We start from the raw sequence: 26,404 nt of genomic DNA on the forward strand, positions 1-26,404 counted from the left end.
TTATTCGTAATTATAACGTTTTTAGTGCAAACTTAATCAGCTGTTCAACAGTTAAATCGCCAGTATTTTTATTTATTTCCTGATCTAATACTTTTTCGGCGGTATTACGTGCAAAGCCAAGCATAACAAGGGCGCTAAGCGCCTCGTCCTTAGCTGTTTTATTTATTGGTACAACGGTAAGGGTATCTGGCCCTTCCTTGCGTAGTTTATCCTGCAATTCTAAAATTACCCGCTGGGCTGATTTGGGACCAATCCCCTTTATTCGCTGTATAACCGCTACATTACCGCTAACTATAGCTGCCTGAATTTCGGCAGGGGTTATAGATGACAGCATCATGCGCCCCGTATTTGGCCCTATTCCAGATATAGATACCAGGTGCAAAAACAGGCGGCGCTCACCGTCATCAGCAAAACCGTATAAGGTAAGCGCATCCTCTTTTACGTGCTGCCAAATAAATAGTTTGCAATGTTCGGCCCCACCCAGCCGCGAATAGGTATTTAACGAAATATTGATGTGATAACCTACCCCACCCGCGTCAATAACAACGTGCGACGCACCCTTAAACACCAGTTTACCACTAATATAATCGTACATAAAATATTATTATTTCCCTATTAATTTTTCAAAAATACCAACCGGCTTTTCATCATGGGCCTTTGCCTGCGCATTTACTACTGCAATGGTTATCATGTTCACAATTTCACGAACCGAGCTGCCTAATTGCAATACGTGTACCGGCTTCTTAAGTCCCAATAATATCGGCCCAACTGCCTCTGCGCCGCCAATTTCCTGTAACAGTTTATAAGCGATGTTACCCGATTCCAGATTAGGAAATATCAAGGTATTGGCCGGTTTACCGTTCAAGGTCGAAAAAGGGAAATTATCTGCCAGCAGATCTGAATTCAAGGCAAAGTTGGCCTGCATATCTCCGTCAACTACCATATCTGGATAGTTCTTGTGTAATATACTTACAGTTTCCCTTGTTTTCTCTGGGATCTCGCCTTCGTTTGAGCCAAAGTTGGAGTAGGATAGCAAGGCCACCCTCGGAGCTATATTGAATCTTTTAACAGATCGTTCTATCAGTACGGTTATATCAACCAGTTCCTGCACAGTGGGGTTTACATTTACAGTGGTATCACCAAAAAACACGGGGCCTTTTGGGGTTATCATCATGTACATACCCGCAACACGGTTTACACCTTCTTCAGTACCAATGATCTGAAGGGCGGGTTTTATAGTGGTTACATAATTTTTTGTTAAGCCGGAAATAAGCGCATCAGCCCTGCCAAACTGAACCATACTGGCACCGTAATAGTTACGGTCGGTCATTAGTTTTTTGGCCTCATACAAGGTAATCCCCCTACGCTGACGCTTGTTGAACAGAAAATCCACATATTCGTCCATGTGCTCGCAACCTTCGCGCGGGTCAATGATCTGTACATCATCCAGCTCCAGATCGTTATCGCGCATTATTTTCTTTATCGTATCTACATTCCCCAATAAAATAGGGGTAGCAATACCTTCGTCCTTTACAATCTGCGCGCTTCTCAGGATCTTGTAATTATCAGCCTCGGCAAATACCACGCGTTTAGGGTTTTGCTTAGCCTTATTAGTGAGGTTACGCAGCAGCTTATCGTTGGTGCCTAAACGGTTCCTTAACTCTTCAGCGTAACCTTCCCAATCCGTAATTACTTTTCGTGCCACACCGGAGTCAATAGCTGCCTTAGCCACCGCCATAGATACCTCCGTGATAAGCCTTTGATCCATCGGTTTAGGAATGATGTAATCCCTGCCGAATTTCAAGTTGGTTATATTATAGGCCAGATTAACTGCTTCGGGAACCGGCTTTTTAGCCATTTCGGCAATAGCATGGGTGGCGGCTATTTTCATTTCCTCGTTAATAGCGGTGGCTCTTACATCAAGCGCACCCCTAAAAATGTATGGAAATCCTAATACGTTGTTTACCTGGTTAGGGAAATCAGACCGGCCTGTAGCCATGATGATATCCTCGCGGGCATTAATAGCCAAATCATAATCAATCTCTGGTACCGGGTTTGCCATAGCAAATACCACGGGCTTTTTGGCCATTGATTTAAGCATATCTGGCGTTACCACGTTGCCTGCCGAAAGGCCAACAAAAACGTCGGCATTTTTCATCGCATCGGCAAGGGTTTTAACATCGGTACGATCGGTGGCAAATTCCATCCTGATGTCGTCAAGATCGGTACGGTCCTGAGACAATACCCCGTTGATATCAAACATTACGAGGTTCTCTTTTTTAACCCCTAATGACAGGTACATTTTTGAACACGACACCGCGGCGGCACCTGCTCCGTTAACCACCATTTTTATCTTATCCAGCTTTTTGCCCTGAATTTCGCAGGCATTCATTAAGGCCGCGCCCGATATGATGGCTGTACCGTGCTGGTCGTCATGCATTACCGGGATTTTCATTTCGGCCTTTAACCGGCGTTCAATTTCAAAACAGGTTGGTGCCGAGATATCTTCGAGGTTAACACCGCCGAAGGTTGGCTCTAACGCCTTAACTATATTTACAAAGTCATCAACACTTTTGGCATTTACCTCCAGGTCAAAAACATCAATATCAGCATAAATTTTAAATAGCAGACCTTTGCCTTCCATTACGGGCTTGCTGGCTTCGGGGCCTATATTACCTAATCCTAATACGGCGGTACCGTTACTGATCACGGCTACCAGGTTGCCCTTAGCGGTATATTTATATACGTCGTCTACGTTTTCGGCAATCTTAAGACAGGGCTCGGCAACACCGGGCGAGTAAGCCATAGTAAGATCACGTTGCGAATTGGTAGGTTTGGTTGGTACTACTTCTATTTTTCCCGGACGGCCTTGTGAGTGGTAGTTGAGGGCGTCCTGTTTACGGTTATTCTTGTTCATCTTCTTCTCAAAATTATCAAGCGCCCAAAATTACAATTCTTTTTACGGTAACCTCAAATAAAAAAGCCCGGCTTTGAAACATATCAAAATCGGGCTATCGGATGGTTGTATTTTAACTGATGCTTATTTAAACACAGTCATCAAAAACTTATCTGTATATTATAACTCTGCACGCCTGTTACCAGAAACATTTGCAGATATAACACCACCGGCAGTTACCTTAATGGTTTTGCCAACAGGTGCCCGGTTACTTTCTAAATTATTCCAAACCTTCAGGTCATGTACCTCAACACCGTATTTATCGGCAATGACGGCCAGCGTTTCACCCTTTTTTACTTTATGATGGGTTGGCATCCGGCGCTCGGGTTTACTTTCAGACTCTTGTACCTGGGCATAAACTGCCTTTGGCTGCATAGCTATAGGCGCTACGGCATCACCTGTTCCATTCAATACATTATATAAAGCCGCATAGTTTTCTTTCGCTGTTTGCGGTAATATCAACCTGCGCGGGGTTGCCGGTGTTCCGTTCACTATTAATCTGCGATAGGCGGGATTTAATATAGCCAGTTCACTTAAACTGCAATTTAATGCCTGCGAAACATTGCTTAGCGAAACAAACTTTTTTACCATAACCGTATCTGTACGAATGGAGAAGTTACAAGCCTGTTCAACAATATTATGCTTGCCAAAATAGTTCATTACATAGTTCATGGCTATAAAGGCGGGCACATAACCACGGGTTTCGTTTGGCAAATACTGGCGGATGCTCCAAAAATCATTGGCGCCGCCTGCTTTTTCAATAGCATGTTCTACATTGCTTTTACCGCAGTTATAGGAGGCTATGGCCAGCAGCCAATCGCCAAATTCCTGATAGGCATCTTTTAAGTAGGCTGCAGCTGCATAGCTGGCCTGTATAGGATCGCGGCGCTCATCTACGTAATTATCTACATTTAAGCCGTACAGTTTACCTGTCGTCGACATAAATTGCCACGGACCGGTAGCCCCTACTCTTGATACCGCGTTAGGATCAAGCTTTGATTCAACTATGGATAGGAATTTTATTTCTTCGGGAATGCCCGCATCGCGAAAAGCCTTTTCGTAGATAGGGAAATAATATTTTGAAAGCCCTGCAACCATCCCCATTTCATCGCGGTTGCGCATGTACAGGTCTATATAGCTTTGCACAAATTCGTTATAGTCAAGCGGAATATCCTTGCGGATAGAATCAAGGCGGCGTTTATAAATGCCTCCCTGCGAACCGAATGATAAAGGTTGATTTATAACGGGAACTAAAGTGGTATCGGCATTGGTGGATTCACCATGAAAAGCAGCAAAGTGACTGATCTGTTTTGATGATACTCCAGAAAAAGAAGTTTTTGCGTGAACGATTTGCAGTAACAGAAGGCAGATGGTAAGCGTAAATAATTTCTTCATTCTTTAGTATTTTGTTAACTAAGCATAAAAACAGGATATATATTCTACTAAAATATTACTTTTTTATAGTTCAAGGAAATATTTAGCAAAATCTAACAGCTGTTGTTCGTGAAAATGTTTGGTTAATAATTGTAAACCTAACGGCAAACCCTGGCTATTATTGCCGGCAGGCAACGATATGGCGGGTACGCCGGTTAAAGATGCTTGTACGGTAAATATATCAGAAAGATACATTACTACAGGGTCTTTTTCTTCGGTGCCCAGTTTAAATGCCGGTTCCGGGGCTGTTGGTACTAATATAAAATCGTATTCATTTAATATCTGGATAGTTTTTTCTCTTATCAATCGGCGTACTTTTTGGGCCTTTGCATAGTAAGCATCGTAATACCCGGCACTTAATACAAATGTACCCAACATGATACGGCGCTTAACCTCCTTACCAAACCCTTCAGAACGGGAACGTTTGTAAGTGGACTGCAGGTCCTCCGCCTGTGGGCTGCGGTAGCCATAATGCACACCATCAAACCGGGCAAGGTTTGACGAAGCTTCGGCAGTGGCTAAGATATAATAAGTGGGAACTAAGTAATCCAGCTGCTCAAAAGCTATTGGAGTTACGGTATGGCCTTCGTCGCGTAGTTTATCTATGTATTTTACCAAGGTATCTTTTACCTCGCCGTCTACACCGGGGCTTGAGATGGCTTCCTGCAGATAGGCAATTTTCTTTTTTCCGGGCTTTTGTATGTTGATTGAAAACGATGGCACCGGCTCGCGCGACAAAGTGCTGTCGTAGTCATCCGGGCCTGCCATAACTTCCAGCAGTAAGGCTGCATCTTCTACAGAGTTTGTTATTGGACCAACCTGGTCAAACGACGACGCGTAGGCAATGATGCCATGCCTTGATATACGGCCGTAAGTTGGCTTTAAACCAACTACCCCGCAAAACGAGGCTGGTTGTCTTACCGAACCACCGGTATCGGTACCGATAGCAGCATGGCACATACCGGCCTGAACCGCTACTGCCGAGCCACCGGATGAACCGCCAGATACACGCGTTTTATCGGCATAGTTTTTTACAGGACCATAGTAAGATGTTTCATTGGCGCCACCCATGGCAAATTCATCGCAATTGCAGCGGCCTATGATGATAGCATCCTCGGCAAGCAAGCGCTCAACTACTGTTGAGGAGTAAATTGAATTGAAACCTTTAAGAATTTTTGACGAAGCGGTTACTTCGTGTCCTTTGTAGCAGATGTTATCCTTTATCGCGATAACCATACCAGCCAGCTTACCTGCCGTACCGGCTTTTATACGATCATCAACAAGTTTGGCATTTTGTAATGCCTCGCTTTCAAACACTTCATTGAAAGCATTTAACTGGGCGTTCTTCTTGATCTCGCCCAAATACCCTTTTACAAGGGTTTGTACCGTAAACTCCGCACGCTGCAACCCGCCCTTTATTTCACTTAAAGAGGAATAAAATTTAGCCATGGGGCTAAAATAAAAAACTTATCCGTTGAAATAAGAAATAAATCAACAGATAAGTTTATATCATAGCGAAAGCTGCAAGCAAACCCTACCTGGGGCGTAGCCTAAAGTATTAAACTTTAGGTTTTTCTTCGGTTGAGGTAGTAGTTGTGTTGCTTTCGCCGTTTTGCGCGTCTTTAAATTCTTTAACGCCTTTGCCTAAACCTTTCATTAGTTCGGGTATTTTTTTACCACCAAACAATAAAAGTACTACTCCAAGAATAAGAATGATTTCTGGTGCTCCAAATGACCCCATGATTTTTAAGTTTTATGTTATGTTAATATTATTATTAGGACTGTGTATTCTCTTGTTGTTGTGCCCGTAAAGGGCTTATTATTTTTTGGTAAGATCAATTTTTGTTTCACTTACCGCAGCGCTTTCACTACCTACGTGATTATCACCTACAGGGATTGTATGCGCCACTTTATTTTCTTCCATTACCGGCGTGTATTGGGTTTCGCCAATTGAATAGCGTTCTCTATCATCGGCAGCATGCTCTTCAATAAGCGGGGTGCTGTTGTGCTCCACGCTATTTTCAATAAGCGGCGTTTGTGTGGTAAGGGGTTCGTTCTTTTTCTCGTCGTAATTATTGATCTGGTTATTGATCTCGCGCTTAACATCTTCAGATGCATCTTTAAAATCACGTATTCCCTTGCCTAAGCCACGTGCTAAACCCGGCAACTTATCACCCCCGAAAAGCATTAATGCTGCAAAAAGTATCAGTATCATCTCTCCTGACCCGATATTTAAAAATAAAAAAACTGTACTTAACATCGCATTTTTTTAAGGTTACAAATATAAACAATTAATATCTCTTATAGTTTACAACTAATTAGGCGCCAGCCATGTTTTGGGATTTACGGCGTCTGATACCTTGTAAACTTCAAAGTGTGCTTCGGTTTCCCCGGTCGAAGGATCGGTTGCAACAACTCCCAAAATTTGCTTGGTTGTTACTTTTTGCCCCTTTGCTACACTTACCGACCGTAAATTAGCATAAGCTGTAAAATACTCTCCATGCCTGATCATTACCAGGTAGGTACCGCTTACATCAACCACCCCAACAACGGTTCCATCAAAAACAGCCCTTACCGCGCTGCCCGGGTTTGTGCGGATATCAATACCAGGGTTATTGATCTTGATACCCTCTGGTGATGTATACATACCAAAGCCCTGTGTTACTGCTCCATTAGCAACCGGCCATGGTAAACGACCGCGGTTACCCAAAAAGTCGTTTGATAACTTAGCCGCCTCTGGCGTAGCGTTCAAATTGCTTGATTCGCTACGTACAACGGGTTTGGCTGCTACCACTGGTGCCGGCCTATTCTCTGCCTTTGCCTTAGCAGCCGCTATCCTTGCTGCTTCCTTAGCCTCTGCATCAGCCTTGCGCTTAGCCTCTTCAATTTCCCTGCGAATAGTGGCAGCAATCTCTCTGTTGGTTTTGGCTATCTTAGCCAGAACCTCTCGTTGCTGTTGTTTTAACTGCCCCTGATGTTCAGAAAGGTCGCTCACTACCTTTACCTGGTTGTTTTTTTCTTTACCAAGCGTTGCCTTTTCTTTTTCCTGATCTTGCAACAGGGTACTTTTTTCCTGCTTTGTTTTATCAAGCTCGGTTATTTTTACATGCAGTTCTTTCTGCGTGCCTTGTATGTAGCCGGCCTGCCGCTCGCGGTAGGTACCAAACTGCTGTAAATACTTTAAACGTTTATAAGCCTGGTTAAAGTCTTTTGATGCAAAAAGGAACATCAGTTTATTATAAGCACTTTGGTTACGATAAGCAAAAAGCACCATAGCGGCATATTCCTTTTTAAGCTGATCTAACTGGCTTTGTAAGCTATGTACGGTATTATTGCTCTCAGAGATCTGATTATCTAAATTTCTTACCTCGGAGTTGATTACGTTGATCTTTTCTTCACGCAGGTTTATCTGCGCCTTTAAAATACTCAACTGTTTTAACGTTGTTTTTTTGTTGTTAGCGGTTTCCTGGTAATCCTTATTCAGCTGCTCCAGCTCTTCAGATAATTTATCACGACGACGTTTTAATTCGGCGCTGCTTTGAGCATGAACATCTACAGCTATAAATACTGCTATAATTAGGAAAACTGCTTTTAATAATTTCATCAAACAAAAATATGAATTAATTGGCCTGCTCATACCGTTCAGGTATACTAAACGGATATTCCTGCTGTTGATCAAAGTCAACCTTGGTATAATGCAAATTAACCTGTATTTTTTTATCTTTCACTACCGATGCAATATCTATTTGCGACGGCATTATTCTGTTGGCAGCCTGTATAAATGTATTATTGGCCACTTGTAATGATTGCCCCTGTGCCTGGTTGCTAAGGTTAGTCTGTGTAACCTTATAATCGGCACCTATTACCAGTTTGTATAACAGATCCTCTAAATTACCGCTGATAGTGAGGTTATCATTAACCTGTGTAAACTCGGCATTTTCATCTAAAAGCTCTGGTATGGCATTACCTACCAGTAACGATTCAATTGTTTTATAGTTAACCTGTTTGCTTGCATAATTGTACACATAGCTAAAAGGTTTACGGGTATACACGCCTTGCAAACGGTTAACCACTAAAATACTATCGGGCGTTATTACCGCGCGGGCAACCTCCACACCTAAAATGGCGGTAATTGATACCCATATTTTTTTATCCTTCGCTATGCGGATATTAAGCGTTACATCATTACTGTTACCGTTGATGTTAAGGTTAGTTTTTGCTTTACCGGCAAAGGAGTTAAAGCTTACCTGCTTTGACCTTATGCTGGCCAGCTTACTGCTGTTCTTATTATCAGCCGGCTTCGTTGTCGAATCGGACTTACGGGCCACTACCAGCGGCTTTCGTGTCTTACAGCTTACAACCGCAAGTACGCAGCATACTATCAGCAGCTTATTCAGTATATTTTTTTTCATTTATCTTACGATCTAAAACCGGTGAATGACCGCCGGCGCTTTTAGCCTTTTTCCAATTTTGCACGGCCTCATCTATGTTACCCAGGTAAAACAAAATATCGCCATAATGTTCGTACTTGGCCGAACTATTATCTTTATCGTGTGCCAGCGCCTTCTCCATCCAAACCTTTGCATCGGCATATTTTTTTTGTTTGAACAATACCCATGCATAAGTATCTTCAAACGATGCCGTGTTGGGCTGCAACTCATTTGACCGGGCCGACATTTTTGCCGCCTTATCCAGCTGCTCATTTCTTAACGATAAATAGTAAGCATAATTGTTTAGGGTAAATGCATTATCCGGAATATAGCTCAATGCCTTATCATAGGCTTCGTCAGAACTTTTATTGTTCTTCAGGTCATGATAACAATCGCCCAGTAATGAAAAACTAAGCGAAAGTAAATCCTTATCCTGAAGTTCTAATGAAGTTGCATTTTTTACATAACCCAACGCCTTGCCAAAATCTTTTTTCTGTGCCCATGCCACGCCTACAAGATAATTCATCCACGCCTGGTTAGGGAATAGCGATAAAGCATTTTCGCCATCCTTAATAGCGCCATCAAGGTCGTTATCACTTAAATCGATACGCACCAGCTGATCATGCACAGTATATACCTGTTCATTAAGCTCGATAGATTTTTTATAGGCCATCTTGGCATCTTTAAATTTTTCGCTTTGCAGCAGCATATCGCCATATATAGCAAAAGCCTTTGAGTCGGCAGAATGGGCAATAGTCAGGATACGGCTTAGTTCAAGCGCGCTGGCCTTGGCATTAACATCTGGAAACTTGGGGAAATAACCGGCAATTATATTTATCTTTTGATCGATGGCTACATCCGGATTTTTAAAGGCCAGCATTATTTCATCAAAGCTGGCATCGGTATTCTTTTTATCCCGATAAATATCGGCAAGGGCCAAATGTATCATCCCATTATTGGTATCTACCTTTTCGGCCTGCAATAAAACCTTCAGCGCTTTATCATTAAAGCCATTTGAGTTATAAATTTCTGCCAGCAGCAGGTAATAACGTACCTGACCGGAATTTGCAGCTATTGCTTTTTCAAGATCTGCAGCGGCAAGATCAACTTTGCCTTGTTTAAGGTAGATTTTTTGCTTATTTACCAGAATGTCATCCGACGGACCATCTATTTGTTCCAACTGATCGTAAACCTTCAGTGCCTCGTCGTACCGTTTTAAAAGAAAATAGGCATTAGCCTTATCAAAATAATATTCGGGCTTATCGGGATTTATACGAATAAGCTGGCTGAACACATTTTCCAGCTTATCTAAATTATTGCTTTTCTCATAGCTATCCGCAAGTGCCGACCAATACCATTCGTTATTGGGTTTTATGGCTACAGCACGCTCCAGCAATGGCTGCGCATCGGTATATTTATTCTGTATTTTTTTAAGGTTAGCCAGTTCGTAAAGCGAAGCATCATTCGAAGGATCTGTTTGCAGCACACGTTCAAACATTTCGCCGGCCAGTTTAAGATTTTCAATGGTTTTTTCACGCAGGGCCGAAAAAAACAGCTGTTTCACCATAACACTGTCGCCAGCGCTCATAGACTTAACCTGCTTTTGAGCATACGCATTTGGAGCAAGGAATAAGGACAAAAGACAAAAGACAGCTACGATCCTGTAGCCGTTGCTTTGTATGATAGTATGATGTAACCGCTTATCCTTCATCCTTTTTTCCTTTATCTTTTATCCCAAAATCCTTGTTCAAAAAGGGCTTACTTCACTGCCGTATGCCCAAAACCGCCTTCTCCGCGTGTGGTATCGTTCAGGGTTTCTACCTCATCCCAATTTACGGTTTCATGTTTGGCAACTACCATCTGGGCTATCCTGTCGCCGTTATTTATTTCAAAAACTTCTGTACCTAAATTAACAAGCAGCACTTTTATTTCGCCGCGATAATCGGCATCAATAGTACCTGGCGAATTAACAATGCCGATACCGTGCTTAAACGCCAGGCCGCTGCGCGGCCTTATCTGTGCTTCAAAGCCTACAGGCAATTCAATATGTAAACCGGTGGGGATAAGTTTACGCTCCATGGGTTTAAGCAATATAGTTTCGGCAGTATCGGCACGCAGATCCATACCCGCTGCGTGGGCGGTTTCGTAAGCCGGTAAGCTATTCTTCGATCTGTTGATTATCCTGATGGTCATTATCTTTTTAAGATGGCTATTAGTTGTTTACGTTCAAAATAAAAAGCTCCTGCCGCAAATAACAGCAAAAGGCCGTTACCAATAAAAATGTTACGCTTAAATATCGTAAATGATACAAAAACCATCACTATGGATGTAACTATATATGCCAGATTTTTTTTAAGGTTGTATGGAATAGGATAATTTTTCTGTCCCCAAATATAAGAAAGCATCATCATACTGGCGTAGGCGGTTAATGAGATCCAGGCAGAAGCTATATACCCATAATACGGGATAAAGATCAAATTAAGTATTATGGTTACCAGTGCACCAACTCCCGAAATATACAAGCCGTATTTTGTTTGATCGGTTAATTTATACCATACCGATAAATTCATATATATGCCAAGGCTTACATAACCAAACAGCAGCACAGGTATAACATCAATACCCGACCAATATATCGCAGTCTGGGTAGCATCCTTACCTTTTATAAAGTATTTAAGCAATTCAATATTGGCAACCAGCGCTACAAATATCATACAAACTGCTATCACAAAATAATTCATGATGCTGGCGTAAGTTTGGGTAGCATTTTTATTTTTTGCGTGGCTAAAGAAAAAGGGCTCGGCCCCAAGTCTGAAAGCGTTTACAAATATGCTTAGGAAAATAGATATTTTGGCACAAGCCGTATAAATGCCTACTTGCGTAGCGCTAACATTAACCGGCAAAAGTTTACCTAATAATATTTTATCGAGGTTTTCATTTATCAGATATGAAAAATTGGCTATCAAAACCGGCCAGCTATAAACCAACATTTCAATAAATAATGCTTTACTAAACCTTGGCCGCAGTTTCATAAACTCGGGCAAAAGCATTAACAAGGTTGCCACACTTGCTATAAGATTTGACATGAATACGTAACCCAGCCAACCGTGTTTATACCAGCCGTTTAGCCAAATTGTACCTGGCAGGTTATGCTTTATGATAAATGGCAGGCCGTAAATAAAAATCAGATTTAAGCCAACGAAAATTACAATGTTCAAAAACTTTATTAATCCGTACCGGCCGGGGCGACCGTCTGCGCGTATCTTGGCAAAGGGGATAACGCATAGGGCATCGATAACTAAAATGCCAATAAAATATTTTGTATACAAAACATATTCGACAAAAGGAGTGGTGGAATCAATTTCTATCCATCCGGTTATAATGTTCGAAAACGGAAAGGTGACCAGTAAAAAAAGTAAAGCCACGGCAAGTATTGCACCGAAAGCATTATTATAAACCTTTTGTTTATCATCAGGCCTTTTATTAAGATAACGAAAAAAGGTGGTTTCCATTCCAAAAGCCAGCAACGCGTTAAGCATAGACGCATAGCTGTATAAATTACCAAATATACCGTATACTCTGGCAGAATAAGCCCTTGTATAAACCGGTGTAAGAAAGAAACTTAATACCCGGCCTGCTATAGTACTTAAACCATATACAGCAGTTTGCCCGGCAAATTTTTTAGCTGTTGACAATGTAGATGTTCGGTGTAATTAATAATTGCTAACCGTACCCGTTACGGACGCCTTTTTACAACCTCAAAATTACGATAGTTTTTTAATTCGCCCTCATGGGTTTCAACAGAAGTTACTTCGCCATACTCGGGGCCTTCATTGCACCAATCCATAAACATATCCATCGCAAAATCATCGCCTTCGGCCTCAATATATACATCGCCGTTGGACTCATTTACAATAAAGCCGCGTACACCCAACTGATCGGCAGTTGCCTTGGTTGATTTGCGGAAGAAAACGCCTTGTACCTTACCTTTAACAGTTATATTGAGATGTTTCATTTTGATTTGAAGATTTGGTAATTTGAAAATTTGAAAATTATCACAAGACTTATGCCTGTATTATTTCAAGTGCAAATTACTTCATTTTCAAATTACCAAATCTTCAAATTTTCAAATTAAATTAAGCGACGTACTTTACTCTCAGGGGTTATCTTAAAACCATCCAGGCCGGTAATAAGGTTCAAGCCAGGTGTTTTGCCTGCTTCAAGCGATCCTTTTTCGTCATCGATACCTAAAAACTCTGCACCGTTTAAAGTACCCCATTGAATTAACCTGGCAGTACTTATAGCCGGAAATTTTTGCTGAATGGTACGCATTTCGCTCAACAGGCAAAGTTTATCGTTTGATGCCAGACTATCCGTACCCAGGGTAATATTAAAACCCTGGTCAACAAACAGTTCAATTTTAGGCAGCTTGCCTTCTATATATAAGTTTGCCTTGGGGCAAAAGCACCAGTTTATTTTACGGTCGAAACGTTTTATGAAATAAATATCCTTTAAGTTGGTACAGGTATTATGCACCAGTAAAACCTTCTGTTTGTTGGTTAACAACGGAATGATTGATTGCATGGAGTTACGCGCCTGTGGCTTAAAGTACTCTATATCGATACCAAAATGCTTGTACAGATCAAGAAACCCACCCAGTTTGTAGCGGTAAAACTTATTCTCGTCCTCACATTCCTGGTTGTGGATACTAATGAGGTTATGTCCTATTTCGCTATGTTTCCTGATGAGTTTAAACAGCTCCTTTGATACCGAATATGGCGCGTGCGGGGTTATAGAAACCGGCAATGGCTTAAACTCATTAAGCACGTTAATAGCTTTATTGAACACGTCCTCGGCATTTTGCGGTAAAAAGCCAAACGTTTCTACAAAAGTATGGTAATATAGTTTGCTTTTGGTTTTTACCGGAATGCTGTGATTGGTATTGGAGATATCGCCAACGGCAACTATACCGTTATCATACATATCATTATCTGCCTTTTCAATAGCATCGTTCACCAACTGCTGATCGGCACCCCTAACGGTTTGGATATCTTTAATAAAGGAAACTAATCCGCCACCTGTTTTAATTTTATCTTTAAGATGCGATAGTTCTGTATGGCAATGGGCATTTATAAATCCGGGGGTAATAATACCACTTAACTGTTCAATTGGGCCGCCATCTGGCGGTGGATTATTGGAATCGGTAACGGAGATGATTTTTCCGGCATCATCAACAGTAACAATTCCATTCTTAACAGGATCGGCATAAACGGGAAAAACGTAATCGGCTCTAAAACTTTTCATTAATGTTTAACTTAGTATCAATCTCAATACGTTTTCTCCAAAGTAAAACTTTTTACAATTAAAAGCAATTAACTTTTAGTTATTGTTTTTAGCCGATCAAAAGAATGACTTTAAATAAAGACAGATTTTTTTAAATTTAAGTACTTTTGCAATGTGAAAACAGCAAAAGATAAAATAGACATCCGCAGCCTTACCCTGGAAGCCTTGCAGGAACATTTTATCCGTATGGAGGAAAAAAGCTTCAGGGCTAAGCAGGTGTATGAATGGCTTTGGAAAAAATCATGCTTTTCTTTCAACGAAATGAGCAATATTTCAAAAGAACTGCGTAATAAGCTGGATGAAAATTTTGTTATAAATAACGTTAAAATAAATTCATCGCAGATTAGTGCTGATAAAACTATAAAAAATTCTTTTATTTTACACGATACGCATTTAATTGAGGGCGTTTTAATTCCTACTCCGGGCCGAATGACCGCCTGTGTATCATCCCAGGTGGGTTGTAGCCTTACATGTAAATTTTGTGCTACAGGATATATGGAGCGCAAAAGGAACCTGAATCCCGATGAAATTTACGACCAGGTGGTACTTATAGACCAGCAAGCACGCGAACATTACGGCGTTCCGCTTTCAAATATTGTGTACATGGGCATGGGCGAACCTTTGCTTAATTATGCCAATATGATAAAATCGGTAGAGCGTATAACTGCTGAGGACGGACTCAATATGTCGCCAAAGCGCATTACTGTATCAACTGCGGGCATTGCAAAAATGATAAAAAAGCTTGGGGACGATGAAGTAAAATTCAACCTGGCCCTGAGTTTACATGCCGCTAACGACGAGAAACGTAACACCATAATGCCTATTAACGAGCAAAACTCATTAAAAGCATTGGCAGAAGCGCTGAAATATTACTACGCTAAAACTAAAAATCCGGTTACTTACGAGTATATAATTTTCGACGGAGTTAATGACAATATTCAGGATGCGATTGAACTGGTTAAGTTTTGCAAACACCTGCCCTGCAAAGTAAATATCATTGAATACAATCCTATAGCTTTTGCCAGCTACATTAATGCCGGCGAAGATAAGGTGGAGGCTTTTGCCAATCACCTTATTAAACATGGCATTAACACCCATTTACGCCGTAGCCGGGGTAAAGATATTGATGCCGCCTGCGGACAGCTTGCTATCAAAGAAAAAGCAAAAACCGTCGAAGTTTAAAAAATCTGCACTAAATTCATGGCGTGAAATTACCCGGCGGCTATCTGGCCGATTTTGTGTCGTTGCTGTTTCCTGAACTTTGCCCCGCCTGCAATGCCAGCCTGGTTGCAAACGAGCACATTATCTGTTCAGATTGCAGGTATAATTTACCTTACACCGATTTTCATTTACAGGCCGATAATATTGTTGCCCAGCAGTTTTACGGCAAAATAAAGGTGGAAGCTGCTTATGCCCTTTACTACTTTAACAAGGGCGGCAACGTTCAAAACATGATGCACCACTTTAAATACAGCGGAATGCACAAAATAGGTAAAGTGTTAGGCGGCATTGCCGGCAGTCAATTAGCACAAAACACCATTTTTAATACGATAGATTATATTATTCCCGTACCCTTGCATAAAAGCAGGCTCCGGAAGCGGGGCTATAACCAAAGCGCCTGCTTTGCCGATGGCCTCGCCGAAAAGTTAAATGCCGGAGTGGAAATTGATAACCTTGTACGGGTAGTGGCTACAGATACCCAAACCCATAAATCGAGGTTTGCCAGGTTTCAGAATATGCAGCAAGTGTTCAGCATAGCTAACCCTGAGAAGTTGGCAGGCAAACATATTTTATTGGTTGATGATATAATAACCACCGGTTCAACGCTGGAGGCCTGCGGTATGGAACTGTTAAAAGTACCGGGGCTAACGTTGAGTATTGCTACTATTGCCTATGCGGTGTAAATTCAAAAGGGAAAATCAAACTATTTTGTCATCCTGAGGAACGAAGGATCTGTTGTACTATTTGCAAATCCGAATTACTTGGGCATGAATAGATTCTTCGCTACGCTCAGAATGACAGAATTTAAAGTTTTAAAACTTCATAAATCTGGTATCAAATCTGAAATCTGCCCATCTATAACTTGAAACCCTACTGCTGCTGGTAACGGCTTAGTTTGTCGTAAAGCACTTTAGGATCAAATGGCTTCAGGATGTAGTCATTCATGCCGGCGTTGCCAATTTCGCCCATTTGATTGCTCAGCATTGAGGCGGTTAGCGCTATGATAGGTAGTTGCTGAAAATACGGCTCCTGCATAGCCCGGATAACCTGCGTAGCTTCAAGCCCTCCCATTTCTGGCATGTGGATATCCATTAATACAACATTATAGTTACGGTTAGCTTCTATTTTATTAACTGCTTCAACACCGTTTTCTGCAAAATCGGCATTTGCACCCCATTTTTTCAGGATCTTGTTTATCAGTAACCGGTTAATCTGGTTATCATCAACTACCAAAACGTTAATCTTTAATCCCTCTTCCACGTTGTTATAATTTGAATTTAAATGGTTATCAGCCTTGTTAAACGTTATAGTAAACCAAAAGGTTGAGCCCTGCCCCAATACACTATCTACATTTACCCTTGAATCATGCAGCTCAATTAACCGTTTACTTATAGCAAGACCTAACCCGGTGCCGCCATATTTGCGTGTGGTATCAACTTCGGCCTGTTTAAATTGCTCAAATATGGTATTAATCTTATTACTTGCAATGCCTATCCCAGTATCTGAAACCGAAAACCTGATCCTTACATCTTTATCACTTTGCTGTATAACCTTCAGATCAATGTTTACGCCGCCGGTATCTGTAAATTTAACCGCGTTGCCAACCAGGTTTAACAATATCTGGCATAGCCGCGTACGATCACCTAAAACATAGGCCGGTATGGCATCATCAATACTTTTGCTAAGGTATATATTTTTTTCGGCCGCCTTATACTGCATAGATGCAGTGATACTTTGAACAAGTTCGCCCATATCTACCCGCGTTTTTTCCAGTTCGATATTACCTGTTTCTATCTTCGCAAAATCCAGCACATCATTTATCAGCGTCATCAAATTCTCAGCCGAAAACTTCAATATCTGCAGGTTTTCCTTTTGTGAATCTAAAGGACTTTCCTCCAGTAACAGGTGCGACATTCCTATCACCGCGTTAAGCGGCGTACGGATCTCGTGGCTCATTACCGAAATAAACATATCCTTGGCCCTGCTTAATTGCAGTGCTTCTTCCTTTGCAGTAATCAGCTCAATTTCAGTTTTCTTTTTGGCCGTGATATCAATAATTACCTCAATGTATTTATCCACATCGCCTTTATCATCAAGAATTACGGAATTGATGACAGAGATCCACAACGGCTGCCCGTCGCTGCGATAAATCAGCAGATCAACCTCAAAAGATTGTTTGTTTTTTGACAACTCACGCGCTTTTTGAATGCTGGCCACATCGGTAAGTTCTCCTTTAAGTACATCGCCCAGATGGGCACCGTTCACCTCGTGTAAAGTATAGCCAGTAATATTTTCAAATGCCTTATTTACCCACTCTACCTGGCCATCGCTGTTATTAATTACCACGCCACTGGTAGCCCTGCTTGCCACTAATGAAAGTAATGTAAGCTCTGCTTCGTTCTTTTTACGCTCGGTAATATCAACCATTACGCCAATCTGCCTGTCAACTTTCCCCACCTCATTAAAAATAGGACTGTTGGACAAAAACACCCATATAGGAGTACCATCCTTCTTGTATATCTGTATCTCTACCTCGTAGGGTTTATTCTCTTTAACAGCCTTAACTGCACTTTCAAAAACGGCAAGATCAGTACCGGGACCAATTAAGGTGGTGCCTATGACTTTACCATATAGCTCTTCAAAAGAATAGCCTATAATATCTTCAAGAGCTTCATTTGCCCATAAAAACTTGCCTTGTATATCCCGTATAAAAATACCACTTGGGGATTTGCGCGCAGCGAAGGATAAGATCTCCAGGTCCTGCTCAATTTTTTTACGCGGAGTTATATCTATAATAACGCGTATAAATTTATCTATCTGCCCTTCGTTATTATAAATAACCGAGTTAATAACCGAAATCCACAACGGTGAACCATCCTTGGTAGTAACCAGCAGATCAGTTTCGTATGATCGCCTGTCGCGAATGGCTTCATCAAGTTTGCGGGTAGCTTCCGCATCAACAGGCACACCTTTCAGCACATCGCGCAGTATTTCATTTTCAACATCACGCTGGCTATAACCGGTTATTTTTTCAAATGCCTCGTTAGTCCAGATGATCTCGTCAATACCGTTACTTATTACAACACCGTTGCTCACCTTGCTGGCCACTAATGATAATAGTTCCAATTCCAGTGATATCTTTTTTTGATAGCTGATATTACGACCGCTGGCAAACCACTTATCATTTTTAAAGGTAACCGACCAGCTAACCCATTTTTCCGTCTCTCCCGGTATTAAAACGCGGGTTTCGATTTCAAATTTACGCTGCTGCCTGCTTAAGCCTTCTTTTAACGTTTTTAATGACGAAGCTCTTTCTTCCTCGGGGAAAAAATTCCAGATGGGCTGACCTGTTACCTCCTGGGAACTATAGCCCAAAGTAGCTTTAACAGCTTCGTTGATATGTTCAATCCTGAACTGCCTATCCATAATGCAATGAATATCTGGCGAGCTATCAAAAAGATCATAAAATTCTTTGTAGCGGGTAAGGCTTTCTTCCAGCGCGTACTGTTGCCTGCGTAATATCAGGTGCGACATCACCTCGTCGGCCAGGGTGCGCAGGGCATCGCGCTGTTCTTCACTAAGTTTATGGGGTACCGAATCAATAACACAAAGGGATCCTAAACGATAACCATCCGGGTCAATCAGCGGGGCGCCCGCATAAAACCTAACATTATGACTGGTAACGTATTCGCTGTATTTAAAGATTTCATCCTCCAGCGTATCGTTTATTTCCAGGATCTCGTTGGATAAAATGGTGGTATTGCAAAAAGCGCCGACACGGGGGGTTTCACCCAGGTCGGCGCCAAATTTTGATTTAAACCACTGCCTGTCGGCATCTATTAAGGTGATTAAGGCAACAGGAACACTGCAAATATAGGATGCCAAACGGGTGATGGCATCATACTGCTTCTCAGGCAATGTATCCAGCACATGGTATGATTGCAGGGCCGCTAAGCGCTTATCTTCTGCAGTTAAAAATCCATGTTGCCTTATTGTCATTTACTATTCAGAGCCGTTCTCTCTGTACAACGGATAGTCGTACATCAGCTTATGAACCCTTTTACGAATTTTCTTTATAGAATGTTCGTTTTCAGGATCAATTAATACAGCATCTATCAGTTCCACAATATGTTCCATTTGCTTCTCTTTCATACCACGGGTTGTGATGGCTGCGGTACCTACACGGATACCTGAGGTTACAAACGGCGACTTATCATCATAAGGAACCATATTTTTATTTACGGTGATATCTGCACTAACCAAAGCATTCTCTGCAGCTTTACCAGTAATATTTTTATTGCGCAGATCAATCAGCATCAGGTGGTTATCTGTGCCGCCAGATATGATCTCATAGCCCCGGGCTACAAATGCTTCGGCCATGGCTTCGGCATTCTTTTTAACCTGTACAATGTATTTCATGTAGCTATCGCTCAAAGCCTCGCCAAAAGCAATGGCTTTAGCGGCAATGATATGCTCTAATGGACCACCCTGCGTACCGGGGAACACGGCCATATCCAACAATGACGACATCATGCGGATTTCGCCTTTTGGTGTTTTTACACCGAAAGGATTTTCAAAATCTTTTCCTAACAAGATTAGTCCGCCGCGTGGACCGCGTAATGTTTTGTGAGTAGTAGTAGTAACAATGTGGCAATGCGGCAGTGGATCGGTAAGTAAGCCACGGGCAATTAAGCCAGATGGATGCGAAATATCGGCCAGTACCAAAGCACCCACTTCATCGGCCACTTTACGTATAAATTCATAATCCCAATCGCGCGAGTATGCAGATGCACCGCAAATGATAAGCTTTGGTTTTTGCTCTAAGGCTACTCTTTTAAGTTGTTCGTAATCAATTAAACCGGTTTCTTTAACTACCCCATAAAAATGAGGTTGGTATAATTTACCAGAAAAATTAACCGGCGAACCATGTGTTAAGTGACCGCCATGTGAAAGATCGAATCCTAATATTTTATCGCCTGCCTGCAAAACTGCCAGCATTACTGCCGCGTTTGCTTGTGCACCTGAGTGCGGTTGTACGTTTGCCCACTCGGCATTGAACAATTGCTTAGCGCGTTCAATAGCTATGGTTTCAATTTCGTCAACAACCTCGCAACCACCGTAATAGCGTTTGCCCGGTAAGCCTTCGGCATATTTGTTGGTAGCAACAGAACCGGCCGCTTCCATTACCTGACGGCTTACAAAATTTTCAGATGCTATAAGTTCAATGCCTTCTTCCTGGCGTTGCTGCTCTTCATCTAAAAGTTTAAATATTAGTTTGTCTCTTTTCATTATGTGTATTTAAGCGCCGCTAAGATAAGCAATTGATATAGATTTGAGATGTGAGATATGAGATTTGAGGCTGAAGTGATTAGATTTTACCTACAAGATAATCAGCGCAATATAATTTGCCATACAAACATTTCTCACTAATAAGTTTTTGTAAAAATCACCTTCGGGTACTATACGGGTAAATTAATTGATGATATCAGTTTTGTAGAATCCTGTTTTCCATTCTGTCTCACATCTCAAATCTAATATCTCACGTCTTAATTTCCCTCGCCGAAATCCAGAAATTGTTATAGCCCAAGCCTATCTGTATATCAATCAGTTCCTGCTGCAGCATTTCAAGCACGGCTAAAAAGTTGTAAACAAAATGCACCTTATTTTCTGATTCTTTGGCGAGGCCCTTAAAATCGAGCATTTTGTTGATCTTCAGCAGATCGGCAACAGCTTTTTTTTGCTTTTCAATGGTGTACGGGTATTGTACAACAGTATGCTTTACCTCTTCGCTGCGGTTGAGGTAGTTGCGCATCAGCCGGTCATGCACCATCATGAGCCGATAAAGGCTCAGTTCCGATAGCTCCTCGCCCGGTTGGGTAACTTTTTCAATCTGCTCCAGGTCGGGCTTAATATTGCCGCGTTTCTCCTGTTTAAAGCGTTCTTCTTCAAAGGGGCGCAATTCATCGCACAACTCTTTGAACTTTTTATATTCAATCAGTTTCCTGATCAGGTTTTCTTTGGTGTCGGCTTCATCAGCGCCATTTTCGGCCTCATAGCGGGGCAGCAACATTTTGGCCTTGATGCGCATGAGCGTAGCAGCCACAAAAATAAACTCACTGGCCAGTTCCATGTTAAGGCTGCTCATCTGGTGAATGTAGTTCAGGAAATCGTCGGCAATTTTGGCGATGGGGATATCATGGATATCAAGCTCATCGCGCTCAATAAAAAAAAGCAACAGATCAAACGGACCTTCAAACTGGGGCAATCTTATGGCAAAACTATCGTCGGTCATAACTGTAAAAGTATAAAGGAGAGTTAAGAATCAAGAATCAAGCGTCAAGATTTTTTGCAGCTTCGTCGTAATTCTCTGCTCTCTATTCTTGACCCTTATTTTGAATAAGTAAACCGGTGCTCCTCTTAATTCTTGATTCTTAACTCTTGATTCTATTTTTAATACATTTTCGTGTCAAGTATTTATAAATAAATAGTTTACTTTGTAAGTTAAATACCTTTACAAATGTCAATGCAGGTACCGGCCGGAGATTTACTACAAACAATAAACTACCCATCTGATTTAAAGCAACTTAATGAAGATCAACTGGAGAAAGTTTGCCAGGAGCTACGCCAGTATATAATTGATGTGGTATCAGTAAATGGCGGCCACTTTGCCGCCAGCCTGGGTGTTGTTGAATTAACTGTTGCCCTGCAATATGTTTTAAATACCCCATACGATCAATTGGTTTGGGACGTTGGCCACCAGGCTTACGGTCATAAAATACTTACCGGCCGCCGCGAGGCATTTCATACCAACCGGATTTATAAAGGCATCAGCGGTTTTCCAAAACGGTCAGAAAGTGAATACGATACCTTCGGTGTAGGTCATTCTTCTACCTCTATATCCGTTGCGCTGGGCATGGCGGTAGCTTCGCAATATAAAGGCGAAACCGACAGGCAGCACGTAGCCGTTATTGGCGATGGTGCCATGACTGCCGGTATGGCTTTCGAGGCGCTTAACCATGCCGGTATTGAAAATTCAAACCTGTTAGTGATCCTGAACGACAATAACATGTCTATTGACCCCAATGTGGGTGCATTAAAGGAATATCTTACAGATATCACTACCTCAAAACCGTATAACCGTTTCAGAGACGATATTGCCCATGTGCTGGCAAAGCTATCGGCCATAGGACCTGATGCTTTCAAAATTGCCCAAAAATTAGAGAAAAGCGTTAAAGGGACCCTGCTTAAACGCAGTAACTTTTTCGAAGCCCTAAAATTCAGATACTTTGGCCCGATTGACGGACACGATGTAAATCACCTGGTTAAAGTACTGAAAGACCTTCGGGATATCCCCGGACCCAAACTATTGCATTGCGTTACCACAAAAGGTAAAGGCTATGCCCTGGCCGAAAAAGACCAAACCAAATGGCATGCGCCAGGCCTGTTTGATAAAATTACCGGCGAAATTAAAAAAACCAAGTACGATAAGCCACAACCGCCTAAATACCAGGATGTATTTGGCTTATCTATAATTGAACTGGCCGAGGCTAACCCTAAAATAATGGGTATCACTCCGGCTATGCCATCGGGCTGCTCGCTTAACCTCATGATGAAAGCTATGCCAACGCGTGCTTTTGATGTGGGTATTGCCGAACAGCACGCGGTAACATTCTCTGCCGGTTTGGCTACTCAAGGACTGATCCCTTTTTGTAATATCTACTCCAGCTTTATGCAGCGCGCGTATGATCAGGTGATCCATGACGTTGCTATTCAAAAGCTTAACGTAATATTTTGTTTGGACCGAGCAGGTTTTGCCGGTGCCGACGGGCCTACCCATCACGGCGCTTATGACCTTGCTTTCATGCGTTGCATACCCAACATGACGGTATCTGCCCCCATGAACGAAGAGGAACTACGTAACCTCATGTATACCGCCCAGCAAGACAATATGGGCCCGTTTGTGATCCGTTATCCGCGCGGTAACGGAGTTATGGTTGATTGGCAACGCCCTTTTAAAGCAATACCAGTTGGTAAAGGCCGCAAAGTATGCGATGGCGAAGATGTCGCCATTTTATCTATCGGCGCCATAGGTAACGAAGTTGTAAAAGCCACTGCCGATTTGAATAATGAGGGTTATTACCCTGCTCATTATGACCTGCGTTTTGTGAAACCGCTTGATGAGGCTTTGCTGCATGAAGTATTCAAGAAATTTGATAAAGTAATAACTGTAGAAGACGGTTGCCTTGAAGGCGGCATGGGCAGCGCGATATTAGAATTTATGGCCGATAATGGCTACCAGAACACCCAGGTAAAACGCTTAGGCATCCCAGATCGCATCATTGAACACGGCGAACAGCCCGAGCTATGGGCCGAATGTGGTTTTGATGCCAAAGGTATTGCCCAACAGGTTAAAAACTTAGGCGCTAAAAAAAACGCCCATACAATAGCATCGTAAATAATAACAATTAAGATAATCGGGAGCGGCAATTAGCCGCTCTTTTTGTTTAAACGAGGTGTAACTTACGCTGTAATCCGGTGTCATACGTGCATATATAAAATCCCCATGTCCTTAGTCATAAAAAACCTTACCAAACAGTATAATCAGCATAAAACCGGTCTTAGCGATTATTCGATCACCATTGAGAAAGGAATTTTAGGTTTATTAGGACCAAATGGTGCGGGTAAATCAACGCTGATGAAAATTATTGCTACCATCAGCAAGCCCACAAAAGGCACTTTGTTTTTAGATGGTGAGGACATTGTTACCAACCCGGATCATATCCGCAAGGTGCTGGGTTATCTACCTCAAGACTTTGGTGTATACCCCAATCTTAACGCATACGAGTTTCTGGAGTACATAGCGGCAATGAAAGGCGTTGGCGGCAATGGCTTGCGCAAACGGATAGATATGCTGCTGGAGGGCGTTAATTTAATTGCAGATGCCAAACGACCGATAGGCACCTACTCGGGAGGGATGAAACAACGCATAGGCATTGCGCAGGCTTTACTTAACGACCCCAAAGTTTTAATTTTTGACGAACCCACCGTTGGCCTCGACCCGGAAGAACGGGTACGGTTCAGGCAGCTGATCTCTGATATGGCGGATGATTGTATTATCATCCTGTCGTCGCACATTGTATCAGATATTGAAACCATTGCCGATGAGGTGGCCATTATGAAAAACGGAATATTGTTAACTAAAGGCATCCAGGCTGATATCATTAATCACGTAGAAGGAAAAGTGGTTGAAACATTAGCCAGTACAGATGAAGTTGCACAGATAAAAGCAAAGCATTTAATCATCAATACCAGCCGGCAAAAAGATAAAACACGGGTACGCTACATCACCAACCAGCCCGAAATGGGCGCAGCGCCTGTAAACGCCGGCTTAGAGGATGCTTATTTGTTTTTGACACACAATAACGCCTAAGCCCGTGAAATACATTTACAGCATTATAAAGGCCGATTACCAACAACGTACGCGCAGCTACAGTTTTCTTATTACGCTTGCTATTACCATGTATGCGGCCTATTCCTTTGTACCGCCGCCAACAGCCTCCTACACCACATTAACCATTGTTGGTTATAAAGGCATTTATAACTCGGCATGGGTGGGTTATGTGTCGGGAATGATGACCGCCATTATGCTTTCCATGTATGGCTTTTTCCTGGTGAACGGCGGTATTAAAAAAGATATAGATACAGAAGTGGGGCTGATCATAGCTACCACTCCTATCACTAATTTCGGCTACCTGCTTAGCAAAATGCTCAGTAATTTTATGGTATTGCTTACCATTGCAGGAGTAACCTTTTTGGTGAGCATTGTGTTGTTTTTCTTGCGGACTACCGGCTATCCGTTCCTTATCAGCACTTTTTTAATCCCGTACCTGTTATTTGTTGTACCTGCCTTATTTTTCATCTCTGCGCTTGCGGTGGTTGCAGAGGTATTTTTAAAAAAAGGGGCCATGTGGCAGTACATCGCGTTCATTTTCCTTTTTGGCATAATCATGTCAAACGTAACCAATACCAAGAGCAGCTCAGCCATTATTTTTATGGATTCCTTTGGTATTAAAACCATGACCGGCAGTATTGAAAATAAGATAAATAAACAGTACCATACCACATTAAGTAAAGGCGTTAGCATGGGTTTTATATTTAACACCAAACACACCGACGTTAAACTTTTTGAATGGAATGGCATAACTATAACCGGTCTGTTTTTGATAAGCCGCCTGTTCTGGTTAACATTTCCTTTGGCACTGGTTTACCTGTCCTCCTTCTTTTTCCACCGCTTCGATTTTAGGCAGAGCCCGGGCAAAAAAATAAAGAAATTAAAAAACGAGCAAATAGCAGATTCCCCTTTACCCGCACTTGCAGGTTTCAACAGGGCATTACTACCTCCGGTAGTTACAGACTATGGCATCCTCCCATTCATAAAAACCGAATTATTACTCTTGCTCAGAAAAGGATCAAAATGGACCTGGCTTTTTTTAGGTAGTATATGGGTAAGTATATTCTTTGTTCCTTTAGATATAGCACATGCCTACATCCTGCCCATATTATGGTTTCTGCAGGTAACGCGCTTGTCGGAGTTGGCAACCAAGGAGGAAACCTACCGGCTGCACTATTTTACTTATGCATCTTACAAACCCTTGCAGCGTATGCTGCCCGCTCAGATACTGGCAGGGGTTGTATTGGCTATAGCACTGGCATCGCCATTGATTGCCCGTTATCTTATTGCTTCAAACGGTAATGCCATTATCGATATTCTTGGCGGCGCGGTGTTTATCGTTCTGTTCGCAGTTTGCCTTGGCATATTAAGTCAGGGTAAAAAGCTTTACGAGATCCTGCTATTTTTAATAACCTATGCGCTTATTGAAAAAGCACCAATGGTTGATTACCTGGGCGCTATAAAACACAATAGCCATATTGGTTATATGGCTATTGTGTTGGTGATCAATATATTTTTATTGCTGGTTAGCCTTACAGTTCGCCAATACAGGTCGAGGCATTTATAGCG

At 42.0% G+C, this 26,404-nt stretch carries 21 protein-coding genes; 5 read left to right on the forward strand and 16 right to left on the reverse strand.

The features are described from left to right. Window positions 1–10: 10 nt before the first annotated feature. The 13 genes from ruvA to BLS59_RS25780 all read right to left on the reverse strand — a co-directional run bounded on the left by ruvA (window position 11) and on the right by BLS59_RS25780 (window position 14,124). Window positions 11–595: a Holliday junction branch migration protein RuvA gene (ruvA, locus tag BLS59_RS25720; protein ID WP_091154641.1), complete on the reverse strand. Its 585-nt coding sequence runs from the start codon at window positions 593–595 to the stop codon at window positions 11–13. A gap of 9 nt (window positions 596–604) precedes the next feature. Beyond that, complete coding sequence (locus tag BLS59_RS25725; protein WP_091154644.1) at window positions 605–2,917, reverse strand: NADP-dependent malic enzyme; 2,313 nt, start codon at window positions 2,915–2,917, stop codon at window positions 605–607. Between the two features lie 159 nt (window positions 2,918–3,076). Further along, window positions 3,077–4,351: a lytic transglycosylase domain-containing protein gene (locus tag BLS59_RS25730; RefSeq protein WP_091154648.1), complete on the reverse strand. Its 1,275-nt coding sequence runs from the start codon at window positions 4,349–4,351 to the stop codon at window positions 3,077–3,079. A 63-nt stretch (window positions 4,352–4,414) separates the two neighbouring features. After that, the gene (gene gatA, locus BLS59_RS25735; protein WP_091154652.1) at window positions 4,415–5,839 is read right to left on the reverse strand and encodes an Asp-tRNA(Asn)/Glu-tRNA(Gln) amidotransferase subunit GatA; all 1,425 of its coding nucleotides are present in this window, start codon (window positions 5,837–5,839) and stop codon (window positions 4,415–4,417) included. 109 nt (window positions 5,840–5,948) lie between these two features. Further along, window positions 5,949–6,131 (reverse strand): Sec-independent protein translocase subunit TatA/TatB, encoded by a 183-nt coding sequence (locus tag BLS59_RS25740; RefSeq protein ID WP_091154655.1) that lies wholly within the window; start codon window positions 6,129–6,131, stop codon window positions 5,949–5,951. Window positions 6,132–6,209: 78 nt separating this feature from the next. Beyond that, window positions 6,210–6,650 (reverse strand): Sec-independent protein translocase subunit TatA/TatB, encoded by a 441-nt coding sequence (locus BLS59_RS25745; protein WP_091154658.1) that lies wholly within the window; start codon window positions 6,648–6,650, stop codon window positions 6,210–6,212. 54 nt (window positions 6,651–6,704) lie between these two features. After that, a complete protein-coding gene (locus BLS59_RS25750) occupies window positions 6,705–7,994 on the reverse strand; it encodes a murein hydrolase activator EnvC family protein (RefSeq protein WP_091154662.1) in 1,290 nt (429 codons plus the stop codon). A gap of 16 nt (window positions 7,995–8,010) precedes the next feature. Continuing rightward, window positions 8,011–8,802 (reverse strand): lipoprotein insertase outer membrane protein LolB1, encoded by a 792-nt coding sequence (locus BLS59_RS25755; protein ID WP_091154665.1) that lies wholly within the window; start codon window positions 8,800–8,802, stop codon window positions 8,011–8,013. Then, window positions 8,780–10,408: a tetratricopeptide repeat protein gene (locus BLS59_RS25760; RefSeq protein WP_162842776.1), complete on the reverse strand. Its 1,629-nt coding sequence runs from the start codon at window positions 10,406–10,408 to the stop codon at window positions 8,780–8,782. Before BLS59_RS25760 ends, BLS59_RS25755 begins: the two co-directional genes overlap by 23 nt. Before the next feature lie 170 nt (window positions 10,409–10,578). Then, entirely contained in the window at window positions 10,579–11,013 is a 435-nt protein-coding gene (gene dut, locus BLS59_RS25765; protein WP_091154671.1) for a dUTP diphosphatase, read from the reverse strand. Then, window positions 11,013–12,515: a lipopolysaccharide biosynthesis protein gene (locus BLS59_RS25770; RefSeq protein WP_143014245.1), complete on the reverse strand. Its 1,503-nt coding sequence runs from the start codon at window positions 12,513–12,515 to the stop codon at window positions 11,013–11,015. The genes dut and BLS59_RS25770 overlap by 1 nt, the downstream gene beginning before the upstream one ends. A gap of 41 nt (window positions 12,516–12,556) precedes the next feature. Beyond that, entirely contained in the window at window positions 12,557–12,835 is a 279-nt protein-coding gene (locus tag BLS59_RS25775; RefSeq protein ID WP_091154675.1) for an acylphosphatase, read from the reverse strand. A gap of 116 nt (window positions 12,836–12,951) precedes the next feature. Then, entirely contained in the window at window positions 12,952–14,124 is a 1,173-nt protein-coding gene (locus BLS59_RS25780) for an amidohydrolase family protein (RefSeq protein ID WP_091154679.1), read from the reverse strand. A gap of 153 nt (window positions 14,125–14,277) precedes the next feature. On the opposite strand from BLS59_RS25780, the gene rlmN reads away from it, so the two are divergent. Then, on the forward strand, window positions 14,278–15,345 hold the full coding sequence (gene rlmN / locus BLS59_RS25785; RefSeq protein ID WP_091154681.1) for a dual-specificity RNA methyltransferase RlmN: 1,068 nt from the start codon (window positions 14,278–14,280) through the stop codon (window positions 15,343–15,345). A 23-nt stretch (window positions 15,346–15,368) separates the two neighbouring features. Further along, a complete protein-coding gene (locus tag BLS59_RS25790) occupies window positions 15,369–16,067 on the forward strand; it encodes a ComF family protein (protein WP_091154684.1) in 699 nt (232 codons plus the stop codon). Window positions 16,068–16,254: 187 nt separating this feature from the next. On the opposite strand, the gene BLS59_RS25795 is transcribed toward BLS59_RS25790, so the two are convergent. From BLS59_RS25795 to BLS59_RS25805, 3 genes are all read right to left on the reverse strand, one after another. Next, a complete protein-coding gene (locus BLS59_RS25795; protein WP_091154687.1) occupies window positions 16,255–19,383 on the reverse strand; it encodes a PAS domain S-box protein in 3,129 nt (1,042 codons plus the stop codon). A 3-nt stretch (window positions 19,384–19,386) separates the two neighbouring features. Continuing rightward, window positions 19,387–20,673, reverse strand: coding sequence for a serine hydroxymethyltransferase (gene glyA, locus BLS59_RS25800; RefSeq protein ID WP_091154690.1), 1,287 nt, complete (start codon window positions 20,671–20,673; stop codon window positions 19,387–19,389). Window positions 20,674–20,923: 250 nt separating this feature from the next. Beyond that, window positions 20,924–21,676: a segregation and condensation protein A gene (locus tag BLS59_RS25805; protein WP_091154694.1), complete on the reverse strand. Its 753-nt coding sequence runs from the start codon at window positions 21,674–21,676 to the stop codon at window positions 20,924–20,926. Between the two features lie 231 nt (window positions 21,677–21,907). On the opposite strand from BLS59_RS25805, the gene dxs reads away from it, so the two are divergent. The 3 genes from dxs (at window position 21,908) to BLS59_RS25820 (ending at window position 26,402) form a co-directional block, all read left to right on the forward strand. After that, window positions 21,908–23,839, forward strand: a complete 1,932-nt coding sequence (dxs, locus tag BLS59_RS25810; RefSeq protein WP_091154697.1) for a 1-deoxy-D-xylulose-5-phosphate synthase — start codon at window positions 21,908–21,910, stop codon at window positions 23,837–23,839. Between the two features lie 108 nt (window positions 23,840–23,947). Then, window positions 23,948–24,814, forward strand: a complete 867-nt coding sequence (locus BLS59_RS25815; protein WP_091154700.1) for an ABC transporter ATP-binding protein — start codon at window positions 23,948–23,950, stop codon at window positions 24,812–24,814. 4 nt (window positions 24,815–24,818) lie between these two features. Next, the gene (locus tag BLS59_RS25820) at window positions 24,819–26,402 is read left to right on the forward strand and encodes a hypothetical protein (protein ID WP_091154702.1); all 1,584 of its coding nucleotides are present in this window, start codon (window positions 24,819–24,821) and stop codon (window positions 26,400–26,402) included. Window positions 26,403–26,404 lie beyond the last annotated feature (2 nt).

This window comes from Mucilaginibacter pineti (assembly GCF_900101875.1).
Classification (GTDB): Bacteria; Bacteroidota; Bacteroidia; order Sphingobacteriales; family Sphingobacteriaceae; genus Mucilaginibacter; species Mucilaginibacter pineti.